At 63.3% G+C, this 12,563-nt stretch carries 10 protein-coding genes; 3 read left to right on the top strand and 7 right to left on the bottom strand.

The window, feature by feature from the left end:
• The first annotated feature begins 163 nt into the window (after positions 1 to 163).
• The gene (locus ABIE32_RS08500; protein WP_429015262.1) at positions 164 to 1,822 is read left to right on the top strand and encodes an acyl-CoA synthetase; all 1,659 of its coding nucleotides are present in this window, start codon (positions 164 to 166) and stop codon (positions 1,820 to 1,822) included.
• Positions 1,823 to 1,857: 35 nt separating this feature from the next.
• Here ABIE32_RS08500 and ABIE32_RS08495 read toward each other — a convergent pair whose 3' ends face one another.
• From ABIE32_RS08495 to ABIE32_RS08480, 4 genes are all read right to left on the bottom strand, one after another.
• A complete protein-coding gene (locus ABIE32_RS08495) occupies positions 1,858 to 2,673 on the bottom strand; it encodes a carbon-nitrogen hydrolase family protein (RefSeq protein WP_429015261.1) in 816 nt (271 codons plus the stop codon).
• A 23-nt stretch (positions 2,674 to 2,696) separates the two neighbouring features.
• Complete coding sequence (locus ABIE32_RS08490; protein WP_429015260.1) at positions 2,697 to 3,521, bottom strand: serine hydrolase; 825 nt, start codon at positions 3,519 to 3,521, stop codon at positions 2,697 to 2,699.
• Positions 3,522 to 3,529: 8 nt separating this feature from the next.
• Entirely contained in the window at positions 3,530 to 4,939 is a 1,410-nt protein-coding gene (locus ABIE32_RS08485; RefSeq protein WP_429015259.1) for a gluconate:proton symporter, read from the bottom strand.
• A gap of 75 nt (positions 4,940 to 5,014) precedes the next feature.
• Positions 5,015 to 6,490 (bottom strand): N-acyl-D-amino-acid deacylase family protein, encoded by a 1,476-nt coding sequence (locus ABIE32_RS08480; RefSeq protein ID WP_429015414.1) that lies wholly within the window; start codon positions 6,488 to 6,490, stop codon positions 5,015 to 5,017.
• Between the two features lie 127 nt (positions 6,491 to 6,617).
• Between ABIE32_RS08480 and ABIE32_RS08475 the strand changes: the two genes are divergently transcribed.
• Both ABIE32_RS08475 and ABIE32_RS08470 read left to right on the top strand, forming a co-directional pair.
• Positions 6,618 to 7,571, top strand: a complete 954-nt coding sequence (locus ABIE32_RS08475; protein WP_224149597.1) for a LysR family transcriptional regulator — start codon at positions 6,618 to 6,620, stop codon at positions 7,569 to 7,571.
• A 106-nt stretch (positions 7,572 to 7,677) separates the two neighbouring features.
• A complete protein-coding gene (locus ABIE32_RS08470) occupies positions 7,678 to 8,148 on the top strand; it encodes a cupin domain-containing protein (RefSeq protein ID WP_429015257.1) in 471 nt (156 codons plus the stop codon).
• Positions 8,149 to 8,242: 94 nt separating this feature from the next.
• Here ABIE32_RS08470 and ABIE32_RS08465 read toward each other — a convergent pair whose 3' ends face one another.
• From ABIE32_RS08465 to ABIE32_RS08455, 3 genes are all read right to left on the bottom strand, one after another.
• A complete protein-coding gene (locus ABIE32_RS08465) occupies positions 8,243 to 10,168 on the bottom strand; it encodes a gamma-glutamyltransferase family protein (RefSeq protein ID WP_429015256.1) in 1,926 nt (641 codons plus the stop codon).
• Positions 10,169 to 10,290: 122 nt separating this feature from the next.
• Complete coding sequence (locus ABIE32_RS08460; RefSeq protein WP_429015254.1) at positions 10,291 to 11,940, bottom strand: alkaline phosphatase D family protein; 1,650 nt, start codon at positions 11,938 to 11,940, stop codon at positions 10,291 to 10,293.
• A gap of 239 nt (positions 11,941 to 12,179) precedes the next feature.
• Positions 12,180 to 12,518, bottom strand: coding sequence for an integration host factor subunit beta (locus ABIE32_RS08455; protein ID WP_224149594.1), 339 nt, complete (start codon positions 12,516 to 12,518; stop codon positions 12,180 to 12,182).
• Between the last annotated feature and the right edge of the window lie 45 nt (positions 12,519 to 12,563).

Here is a 12,563-nt window from a genome sequence, read left to right as displayed (position 1 = left end):
ATGGATTGCTATGAAAAAAGGATTGATGATGACCAATGGGCGGGCGCTAGCAGTCATTTTTACCATATTCACCGATCCGTCTTCTTGGTGAGAGCCCATCGGCCATTGCAATTTCCGTGTCAGCCATCTGTGGCACAGTGGTTTCCAAGGAGACACAAGACCGATGACGAGCATGTACGACACCCGGTTGGACCGCAATGAGGCCAACCATGCCCCGCTGACCCCATTGAGCTTCATCGAGCGCGCAGCCGAGGTCTACCCCGAGCGCCTGGCCATCATCCATGGCGATCTGAGCCAGACCTGGGGGCAGACCTATGCGAGGTGCCGCCAGTTGGCCAGCAGCCTGCAGCAGCAGGGCATCGGCAAGAACGACACGGTGGCGGTGATGTTGCCCAATACGCCGCCGATGGTGGAGGCGCACTTTGGCGTGCCGATGGCAGGCGCCGTGCTGAACGCGCTCAACACCCGCCTCGACCCCGAAACCATTGCCTTCATGCTCGACCACGGGGAAGCCAAGGCTTTGATCGTGGATCCGGAGTTTGCCGGTGTAGTGGCCAAGGCGCTGCAGCTGCGTCAATCGACTGCGCCTTTGCTGCTGATCGATGTGGAAGACGTCATCTACGGCGAGGCCAGCGAGCGCCTGGGAGCGCTTACCTACGAACAATTGCTGGCGCAGGGCAGGGCAGACTTTGCATGGGCCCTGCCGGGTGACGAGTGGGATGCGATTGCGCTCAACTACACCAGCGGCACCACCGGCAACCCCAAGGGCGTGGTCTACCACCACCGGGGCGCGGCGGTGAACGCCACCAGCAATGTGCTGGAATGGGACATGCCCAAGTTTGCGGTCTACCTGTGGACCCTGCCCATGTTCCACTGCAATGGATGGTGTTTTCCGTGGACCGTGGCGCTGCGGGCGGGTGTCAACGTTTGCCTGCGCCGGGTGGAGGCGCAGGCGATCTTCAACGCCATCAAAAACCATGGTGTGACCCACTATTGCGGCGCGCCCATCGTGCACAGCCTGCTCGTCAACGCCCCTGAGGCCATGAAGGAGGGCATGCAGAACCTGCCGCAGGGAGGCGTCAAGTGCATGGTGGCTGGCGCGGCGCCGCCGGCATCGATGATTGAAGGCATGGAGCAGATGGGCTTTGACCTGACCCATGTGTATGGCCTGACTGAGGTCTATGGCCCTGTCACCGTCTGTGCCAAGCAGGACAGCTGGAATGGGCTGGACGTGGGCGAGCGTGCCCGACTCAATGCCCGCCAGGGGGTGCGCTACCACCTGCAGCGCTCAGCCCGTGTCATCAACGCCGACACCATGGAGCCTGTGCCGGAAGACGGCGAAACCATGGGCGAGATCATGTTGCGCGGCAACATCGCCATGAAAGGCTACCTCAAGAACCCGACCGCCACGGACGAGGCTTTTCGCGGTGGCTGGTTCCACACGGGTGATCTGGCGGTGCAGTACCCGGATGGCTACATCAAGATCAAGGACCGCAGCAAGGACATCATCATCTCCGGCGGAGAGAACATCTCGTCCATCGAAGTGGAAGATGTGCTCTACCGCCACCCCGCCGTCCTTGCCGCTGCCGTGGTGGCCAAGCCCGATGCCAAATGGGGCGAGACTCCCTGCGCCTTTGTAGAGGTCAAGCCCGGCGCGGCGGTGACGGCCGAAGACATTGTGGCCCACTGCAAGAAGCATCTGGCGGGGTTCAAGGTGCCACGGGCCGTGGTGTTTGGCGACCTGCCCAAGACCAGCACCGGCAAGATCCAGAAATTCGAGCTGCGCAAGCAGGCCGGGTCTGCAGACGCCATCGATGTGTGATACCTGGTGGCTGCGGCCGCCGAGGCGTGCTGGCGTCAGGCGCTGTAGATATCCATGCGGCGGTGGCTCCAGGCGGGCAGCGCCTCGCGCAGGCTGGCAATGCGCCCCAGGTCAATGTCTGCGCAGAGGTGCCCGGTGGTATCGGGCATGCAGGCAATGACCGTGCCCCAGGGGTCGATTACCATGCTGCGGCCCAGACAGGGCAGCGCCGGGCCGGGTCCGTCGATCTGGGCTGCGGCGACAACGTAGCACTGGTTTTCCACTGCGCGAGCGCGCAGCAGCAGCTCCCAGTGATCGCGCCCCGTGCGCACATTGAAGGCCGCAGGCACCACGATGACATTGGCGCCTTGCGCGCGCAGGCTGCGAAACAGCTCGGGAAAGCGGAGGTCATAGCAGATGCTCATGCCCACGCGCATGCCAAGCATGTCTACTACCGTCAGCGCATCTCCATGCACAAAGTCGTCCGATTCTTGGTACGGCAGGCCACCCACCACGGCATCGTACAGATGCAGCTTGCGGTAGGTGGCCAGCAAGCGGCCGTCGGGGCCAAAGGTCAGCCCGGTGTTGCCCAGCTTGTTCTGTGCGGTGACCTTTTCGTGCACCGAGCCCACATGCAGATGCACGCCGTGGCGGCTGGCCAGTTGCGCAAGCCGTGGCACCAGGGCGCCGTCGAGCGGCAGGGCGTGGCGTGCAATGGTGGCGGCATCGCCCCGGATATCGGTGTATTCCGGGCTCACCACAAATTGCGCACCATCGCGGGCGGCAGAGGCCACGCCTTGCTCCAGGGTCTGGATATTGGCCTCCCAGTCGGTGCCGCTGTTCATCTGCAATACGGCGATTCGAATACGCATGAAAGTCTCCTCTGCGTTGGCAGTCATAGACAGGTGTTGCAGACCAACGTGCCGATATCGGCCAGCAGCAGCTCTCCCTGGCCGCCGTGGATGCTGGCGCTGGTCACTGGGTCCTGGAAGCCGGTGGCCATCACGGCCAGGACGAGCGAGTGATTGCCTTTGCAAAAAATGCCTGCGTCGTTGCGCAGATCGGGCAGTTGCCCGGTCTTGTTGCTCGCCCGCACGCCTGCTGGCAGCGCTGCGCAGAGCAGGGGCTGGTGGCGCTCGGTGGCCATCAGATCCAGCGCAAAGCCTTGCATGGCGACACCGAGCGGGCCTGTTTGCTGCAGGCGGTGCATCAGCAGGCACAGGTCGCGCGCGCTGGTGGTGTTGTCGCGGCCGGCCTTTTGCGCTTCGCTGTCCATCATCTTGCGGCGCAGCGCACTGTGCGCAAGGCCTGCGGCCTGCAGGTACTGGTTGATGGCATCAAAGCCCAGCAGGTCGATGAGCTGGTTGGTGGCGGTGTTGTCGCTCACCACCATCATCAGCCCGCACAGCTCGGCGAGCGTGAGTTGTTCCACGCTCGGCAGTGCGCGCAGCACGCCGGTGCCGCCGACGCGGTTGCCGGGCGTGATGGCGATGCGCTCGCTCAATTGGCGATGCCCTGCATCCGCCTGCTCCAGCAAGGCCAGCAGGATGGCAATCTTGATGGTGCTGGCAGACGGCTTTGCCTGATCGGCGCGAATGGCGATCACTTCGTCGCCCTCGGCGGTCATGAGGCACAGCGACAGACCGGCGGCATCCGCCTTGAGCCGCTGCCGGGCCAGGGCAAGTATCTGGCTTTCGAGTTGGGTGTGAGTGAGCTCCATGGGCATCCTTACACGATCAGGTAGAACACGGCCGAGAGCACGACGATGTTGACGATCATCACTGCCCAGCCGTTGTAGAGCATGTATTTGAGCTGGTTCGAGCGCGCCAGGCCCATCTGGCCGAACATGTCGGAGCTGGGGAAGGGGCCGAACCAGTCGATCTGCGAGCTGCCCAGAATCACCGCCGTCGTACCTGCCGGGCCCACGCCTGCTGCGGCAAGCACGGGGCCGAAGATCTTGGCAGTGAATGTCATCTGCGCCACGGCAGCGCCGGGAATGTGGCCGATCACGTTGAACAACAGAATGATCACGCACAGCGCGGCGCCGCTCAAGCCCACCAGGTAGGGTTGCACTGTGTCGAGCAGGGCATGGTAGGCGTTGAGCTTGTCCACCAGCACCAGCACCGGGTTGAACAGCCAGAACAGGAAGAAGATCCAGATCAGTTTGCCCGCGCCGGCATACATGGCCTGCAGAATCTGGGTGGGACGCATGCCGCCTGCCAGGCCGGTCACCGCGCCCAGCGCCACCATCACCACGATGGCAAATGCAAAGCCTGCCTTGGCCAGCACACCGACCACCGCCAGGCTAACGATGGTGATGCAAAAGCCCCAGGCGGCGCGCACTGCTGAGGGCTCGGCCTTCTTGTCCATGTCGAAGGCGGCCTGGCCCAGGCTGGCTTCTTCGTACTGAAAATCGGCCTCGCTCATCTTCTGGATGCGCCCCGCCATGAACCAGCCTGCCAGCAGCGTGGCTGCGGCCATGGGGAGCCCCGCCACCAGCAGGTATTCACCATAGCTGAGGCCGGTGAGTCCGGTCACGGTCACCACATTGGGAGTGAAGGGGCCAAGCACCAGGCCAGCCGAGCCTGCGGTCTGGAACAGCGCCGCCACCGTGGGGCGCGACAGGCGCAGTGCTGCTGCGATGGGAATCACCACCGCTGCGATGATGGCGTTGCCCCCAGCCAGGGTACCCAGGGCGCCGCAGATCAGCACCGAGGTGACCATGATTCCGAGGCGCACGCGCAACTGGTTGGACAGCCCGATCTTGCGCACGATGGCGCGCACCATCTGCTCGGCAGCCCCGGTGCGTGCCGCCACTTCGCCCACGCCAGCGCCCAACACGATGATGAGGCCGACCACGGCAATGAACGAGCCCAGCGACTCGGCCAGCAGCTTGCCCATGCCAATGGGTGTGGTTCCCGTCATGATGGCGCCAAGCACGATGGCACCGATGGTGGACAGCACGATGTCCACGCCCAGCAAGGCAATGATGGCGAATACCACCACTGGAGTCAGCCCCCAGAGACTGGTCTGGCCCGGTATGGTGAAGTGGGTCGTGATGGCGATGGCCAGTCCGAGCAGGAAGACGGCAATGGCCGCGTTGCGTTTGCCTGGCGAGGCATCAATGGTGGCAGACATGGTGTTGTTTCTCCTTGTGATCTATCGATGGCCCGTGGGGTCGGGCTTTATGGGGTGGGAATGCCGCACGCGCCTTCAGGCCGGCAACTGGCGCCTCAGTACCTGACCAGGCCGTATGCCTGGGGTTGGGGCGGCATCAGATGAGGGAAAGACGATCTGGCCGTTGACCGCCACCAGCTCGATGCCCTCGGACGGCAGCGTCGGCTCGTCCCAGGTGGCGCGGTCGATGACGGTTTCGGGGTCGAACACCACCAGATCGGCCCAGTAGCCCAGGCGTATCTGGCCGCGCTCGGCCAAGCCATAGACGGAGGCCGGCAGGCTGGTGATCTTGCGCACGGCCTGCTCGATGCTGACCAGGCGTTCCTCGCGCACATAGCGCCCGAGAATGCGGGTGAAGGTGCCCCACAGGCGTGGATGTGGGTTGGCATCGTTGGGAAGCCCGTCCGAGCCCACCATGCAGCAGGGGTGCTGAAAGATGCGCTGCACTTCCTGCTCGTCCATCGCGAAGTAGATGGCGCCAGCGGGCAGCAGGCGCCGTGCGGCTTCCTCTTTATCGCAGTTCCACTGCTCGGCGATATCGGCCAGGTACATGCCGTTGCACTCGGGGTGCGGCGTACTCCAGGTGATCTTGATGCGATCGATCCGGTGCGCGCGCTCGGGGATCAGGATGGTGGAGCTGCCGGAGTAGGGGTAGATGTCCATGGCGACCTGCGTGCCCTGCGCGCGCGTGGTGTCGATATTGGCGATGGTGCGCGCGCTCTTGCCCCAATTGGCGTTCATCATGCATTTGTGGTGCGAGATCACCATGGCGCATCCGCTGTGGCGGCTGACGCTGAGCACTTCCTCCACCGCCTGCTCCACTTCGTCGCCTTCGTTGCGGATATGGCTGGTGTGCAGCGCCTCGAATTCCTTGGCCACGCGGGCCAGCGCCTCCAATTCGGCCTGCGATGCGTAGCAGCCAGGCTCATAGGCCAGGCCGGTGCTGAAGCCCATCGCGCCTGCTGCCAGCGACTGGCGCAGCAGCCCCTGCATGGCCTGCAACTCTTGCGGCGTAGGCTCGGCCGTAGGGTCTTGCATGATGGCCAGCCGCAGGTTGGCGTGGCCGACGAGGGCAGCCACATTGATCAGCGGCTGCAGCGATTCGAGGGTGGCGAGGTAGCGCTCCATGCCTGCATACAGTGGAATATCGCCCAGCAGCGCCAGCGATGCTGCCGTGTTGTGGGGCAGTGGCGCAGGCGAAGCACTGACGCCGCAGTTACCTACCACCACGGTGGTCACGCCCTGGCTGGTCTTCCAGGGCAGGCCGGGCTTCTGGATGAACATCAGGTCATCATGGCCATGCACGTCGATAAAACCCGGCGCCACCAGCTTGTTGCGGGCATCGATGCGCCGCGTGGCCATGTGCTGGTGCAGATCGCCGATGGCTGCAATGCGGCCACCCAGGACGCCAATGTCGGCCCGAAAGCGCGGCTCGCCACTGCCATCCACCACCCAGCCGCCTTCAATGACCAGATCCAGCGCGACTCTGCCCGCCGCGCCACCGGGCTGCATCTCATCCATCGGTTTGAAGGACGCTGCGGCCCCGTCGTTTGTCGTATTCACACTCATGGGGGCGATTATCAAATCGCAGCATTCATTACAATAATTTTTTAAAGTAATTGATCTATCGCATTTTGAAATGAATCGGCTGCCCAAGCACATCACCCTCAAGCATCTCCATGCCTTTGCCATGGTGGCGCAGGAGAGCAGCTTCACCCAGGCGGCGGCTCGCCTGTTCCAGACCCAGTCCTCCGTCACCACGCTGGTGCATCAGCTGGAGACGGCGCTGGGTACCCGGCTGTTCGAGCGCAGCAGCCGCAAGGTCGGACTCACGCCGGTGGGGCGCGATCTGCTGCCCCGGGTGATGCGCCTGCTGACCGACTTTGACGGGGTGCTTGAAGACGTGCTGCGCTATGGTGGCCAGTCGTTTGGCAAGGTGCGCATCTCGGCAGCACCTTCGGCCATTACCGAGTTGGTGGCACCTGCAGCCTCGGAGTTCTCGCGCCTCTATCCGGCGGTGAGGCTGTACCTGCGCGATGACAACTCTGGGCGCATTCAGCGCCAGGTGCTTGCCAGCGAAGTGGATTTTGGTATCACCAGCCGCTGGGCTGATTCGCAGGGGCTGCAATTCGATCCGCTCGTAGACGATGCGTTTGGCGTGCTCTACTGCGCTGACGACCCGCAGGTGGTTCCCGGTAGCGAGGGCTACGTCACCTGGAAAAGCCTGGCCGCCTGCAAGTCGGTCGGCGTGGTCGATGAAACCGGAATTCTGGCGCTGCTGCGGTCGCGGACGGACTTGCCTGCCAATGCGTCTACCCCGTTCTACGAGGCATCGAGCACCACTTCCCAGGCCGCCCTGGTTGCCCAGGGCATGGGGATCGCCTTCATGCCGGCCCTGGCGGCCCACCGGGTGCTGGAGCCACGCCTGCGCTTTGCCTTGCTCAAGGCTCCTACCGTGGTGCGCAATATCTGTACGGTCAGGCGCAGTGATGTGCCATTGACCGATATTGCACGCATCTTTGAAACCATGGTGCGTACCACCACGGCAGCGCTTGCCCTGCCGCCGGGCTGCATGCCGCGTGGTGTTGGCTGAAAGCCGCGTTGTGTCTGCCGCTCGGGTTTGCCGCAATGGCCCAGGTGGGGCGCAGTGCCTAGAGTGGCCTGGTTCATTCACATTTCCATCGACAAGGACACAGGCCATGCACCACACCCCAAGTACAGCATCTCGTATCTCGCACCGCCGCACGTTGTGGCTGAGTGCTTCTGTTTTGATAGCTGCTGGCGCTCTGCTATTGGGCGAAAAAGCTCATTCCGAGGTGTACGCCAAGGAAAGCATGATCAAGGCGCAGAAGGAAAAGGCCGGTGGTGGCCAGGGCGTACTGGTGGGCGAATATGCCTTCACCCGCGACAAGGCCAAAAAGGATGAGGCGATCAAGGAAATCAGCTGGCTGAGCTTGAAGCCGGGCGACTCCATCGGCTACCACCCGCACACCACGAACGAGGACACCTACATCATCGTCTCGGGCACCGGCGTCTTCAAGGACAAGGACGGCAAGGACGTGCCGGTGAAGGCGGGCGACGTGACCATCGTGCGCAAGGGCGAATCGCATGGATTGACGGCAACGGGTACGGAGCCACTGGTGTTCATTGATGTGATTGCCGAGCAGTGACGGCATAGTGGTGCACGTATCGGTGCGTATATCCATGCGCTTGAAATAGACAAGGAGCCACGCAGGCTCCTTTTTCATGCAGGGCGCCGAGGCCTTACTGCCCCATCACCACGCCTTCGCGCCGCGGGTCTGCGCCGCCGAACCACAGCGATTTGCCATGGGCCTCGCCGCGCGATATCGCTTGCAGGCCGCTGGTCAGGTTCTGTTCCTTGACTTCGGCGCCGCGCTTGGCCAAGGCTTCCACCGTTGCGGCAGGGAAGCGTTTTTCCTCCAGCACCGTGGGTCCGTTCAGGCTGCCGAAATTGGGCAGGTTGATGGCTTGCTGCGGCATCAGGCCCCAGTTGAGCATGCCGTACAGCGTTTTGGCGGTGTAGTGGATGATCCAGGCGCCGCCAGGGCTACCGGCGCTCACTACCAGCTTGTCGGTGGCTTTGTCGAACACCAGCGTGGGCGCCATTGACGAGCGAGGGCGCTTGCCGGGCTCGACCCGGTTGGCGATGGGCTGGCCCTGGGCATCGCGCGGTGCCAGGCTGAAGTCGGTCAGCTCGTTGTTCAGCAGAAATCCGCCGGACAGGCCCCGGCCGGTGTTCACCATCTGGCGCGAGCCGAACTGGTCTTCAATGGTGGTGGTCATTGCAATCGCATTGCCATAGGCATCGACGATGCTGATGTGGCTGGTGCCATATTCCATCTGGTAGGGCTGGGTGGCGTAGGCGATTTTCACGGCGCCGGGCTGGCCGGGCTGGGCCTGCTTCATGCTTTGCGCGCCGATCAGCTTGGCGCGCTCGGCCAGGTATTGCGGGCGCAGCATGTTGTGCCAGTCGTCGCCCGGGGCCTTTACGAAAGCAGGGTCGGCCACGTACTGGTTGCGGTCTGCAAACGCGAGGCGCGATGCTTCGGCGTACAGGTACAGCCAGTCGGCAGTGGGCAGGCCATCGGCGCCCAGCGCCATTTGCTTGGCCGGGGTGTTGCCCAGTATGCCCAGGATCTGCCCCACCGCAATGGCGCCCGAGCTGGGTGGAGGAAAACCGCACACCCGGTAGCTGCGTGTAGCAGCAGGGTTGCCAGCCGCGTTGCCTGGAGCCTGCGGACTGTAGTCGCTGCACAGCGCCTCGCGCTTGACGGGCTGGTAGGCGGCCAGATCGGCTGCCGTCATCTTGCCGGGGTTGGTGGCGTGGCCTTGCACTTTGCGCACGATTGCCTCTGCCACGGGGCCTTCCAGCAAGGCCTTGGAGCCGTTCTTGGCAATGTCTTTCAGAACCGCTGCGTACTCCGGATTCTTCAGCACATGGCCTACGGGCCAGGGTTTGCCGTTGGCATCGAGAAAATAGCTGCTGGCAACCGTATCCTGGCCCAGAAATTTTTCCTGTGCAGTCAGTGCGTTCAGGCGAGGGCTGACCTTGAAGCCGTCGCTCGCCAGCTTGATGGCGGGCTCGAACAAGGTGGCCCAGGGCAGCTTGCCATGCTCCTTGTGCGCCAGCTCCAGCATGCGGATGGCGCCGGGCACACCTACCGAGCGGCCGCCCACGACAGCATCGTGGAAGACCATGGGCTTGCCGTCCTTCATGAAGAGGTTTTCATCGGCGGCCATGGGGGCGACTTCGCGGCCGTCATAGGCTTCGACCTTGCTGCCCTGGGCATGCAGCAGGAAGGCGCCGCCGCCGATGCCACTGGACTGCGGCTCGACCAGGCCGAGCACCAGTTGCACAGCAATGGCGGCATCAATGGCGCTGCCTCCGGCCTTGAGAACCTGAAAGCCTGCATCCGTTGCCAGCGGGTTGGCCGCAGCCACGGCGTACTTTTCGTTGGCCCAGCCGGGCTTGTCGGTCCAGCCGGAGCTGCCTTCGGGCTGGTCGGCTGCGGCAGGGGGCGTGTAGTGGAGAGAAGGGGTGCTGGTACATGCAGCCAGCAGGGCGGCCGCCGCCAGTGTGCTGATCTGCAACGCATGCCGCGCGCCCCGCGTGATCGGTCGGCGTGCCTTGCTTCTGGCTTCAAGATTCTGTGGTGTCTGGTGTGCCATGGCGGTGTTCCTTCTCTATATCTGTAGTGGGATGCTGCATCCTACCTGCTCTGCCGGATAAGCCATTGCGGGACTGCACCGACACACGCATCCAGATGTAAACGATTTCTCTGGGGCGTGCTTCAGGCGAGTTGCGGCCCGGCCACGCGGTCTTCCACTGCAAAGCGCACCAGGGTGCGGGCGCCACTGTCCGGGCGCAGCGGGTCATCGACGGCTCGCAGCTGTGTGGTCCAGAGCGTGGGGGTGATATCGCACAGGCCATAGCCGCGTTCATCGCAGCGAGCAAACAGGACGTGTGGGTTGCGTGCAACGACGGCATCGACCCGGGCCTGTGTGGTGCCGGAGTGCGATGTGATGGAGGTGCCGCAGAATTCGCTCGCCACCACCCGGGGCGCGCGGCCCTCGGCTTCGGGGTTGTCGATGCGGCAGACATAGTTCTGGTGGATGTCACCGCCCAGCAGCACGGTGTTGCGCAGTGCAGCCTGGTCGATGGCACGGATCAGGCGTTGGCGCGCAGCGGGGTAGCCGTCCCAGCTGTCGGTGCTGGTGCGGCCATTGAGGTAGTGGCGCGGGGCAAACAGGGTTTGTTGGCAAATCACGCTCCAGCGTTTGCTGGATGGGCGCGAAGCGCTATTGTTCTTGAGATTTTCGGCTAGCCAGCGCTCCTGCTCCCACCCAAGAAAGCTGCGGGCGTTGCGGGCCAGATCGGGGCAGTCATCCGCATGGACGGCGCCGTTGCTTTTTGCACCCGGTGTGCGGCAAGCCTGTATGTCGCGGTACTGCCGAGCGTCGAGCACCATCAGATCAGCCAGATTGCCCCAACTGAACCGGCGGTAGACCTGCATGTGGCGCAGGGCCGAGCTGACTGGGGCGTCGGCCTTGGCGGCTACGGCAGCGCGCAGCGGCATGTTTTCGTAAAAGGCCTGGTAGGCTGCCAGGCGCTTGGCGGCAAAGGCGGTGGCATTGCCCACGCCATCCAGTCCTGCGTAGTCGTTTTCCACCTCGTGGTCGTCCCAGGTCATGACCCAAGGGCAGTGGGCGTGCATGGCCTGCAGATCGGGATCGCTTTTGTGCAGCGCGTAGCGGTCACGGTAGTCGTTCAGGCTGCGCGGGTAGGGCAGCGGTTGCAGGCGCGCCAGTTCGGAGAGCAGCGACTGCGTCTTTGCATCGGTGGCATCGGCTTTGGGTGATGCGTATTCGTAGATGTAGTCACCCAAAAAGACCACCAGATCCGGATTGTCCGCCCGCGCGTGGCGCCAGGCCGCGTAGTAGCCGTGTTCCCAGCGCTGGCAAGAGGCAAACACGAGTCGCATGCGCTGCACGGGTGCGCCTTCTGCGGGTGTTGTGCGGGTGCGGCCAACGGCACTGGTCTGGCCATTGCAATGAAATCGGTAGTGGTACCAGCGGTCAGGTGCCAGACCGCTTGCCAGTACATGCACGCTGTGGCCCCAGTCTGGCGAGGCCAGCGCTTCACCTTTTTGCACGATGTGCTGGAACTGCGCGTCGTGCGCGATTTCCCACTGTACCGCTTGCGGCGCAAGCAAGGGCATGCGCGGGCTGGGCAGGAGCCGCGTCCACAGCACCACACTGTCGCTGGCGGGCTCGCCACTGGCTACGCCCAGACCAAAGAGTTGCTCGCTGACCGGCCAGGCAGCAATCGCCAAGGCGGCCTGACCAGCGAGTGACATGCTGCCCAGGCCTGTGGCAGCGAGCCACTGCAGCCATTGGCGGCGGGAGATATTGGTGAAAATACTGCTTTGCGCTTGGTGCATATGCGTGGATTGCTATGAATTTTTACAGTACCGCCCCAGCATAGCGCGTCAGCGGCATGCCGGTTTGTCACATCTGTAAAACAGGGCGCAAAAAGCACCCGAAACCGCGGACGCCATTGGGTATCCTGAATGTTTATTGCTCTGGAACAGACGAGCAATAAAAAACGCTCCATCGGGAGCGTTGTTGATCGTGATCCATCTAGTGATCAGGTGCGTGGCTTGCCACGGCGCAAGCTGTCTTATTCGTCGTCGTTCTGCGACTGGGCTTGTGGGTTGCTGGCCGATGCCAGGATGTTGGCGGGGTCGTCCACGGCTTCACGCAGCGCCTTGCCTGGCTTGAAATGCGTAACGCGCTTGGCTGGCACCTGCACGGCTTCGCCGCTGCGGGGGTTGCGGCCCAGACGGGGCTGGCGGTGGGTAATGGTGAAACTGCCAAAACCACGGATCTCGATGCGCTGGCCGCGCACGAGGGAATCTTCGACGGCCTCGAGAATCGTTTTGACAGCCTGCTCCGCATCCCGCTGGGTCAGCTGGTGAAAACGTTCGGCAAGCTCTTCAATCAGATCGGATCGGGTCATACGAATGGGAATCTTCAGTAATCTATATACGCAAAACGTAGATGG

Source organism: Comamonas sp. 4034 (assembly GCF_050434545.1).
Taxonomy (GTDB): domain Bacteria; phylum Pseudomonadota; class Gammaproteobacteria; order Burkholderiales; family Burkholderiaceae_C; genus Comamonas; species Comamonas odontotermitis.
This window is presented reverse-complemented; position numbering and strand designations above follow the sequence as displayed.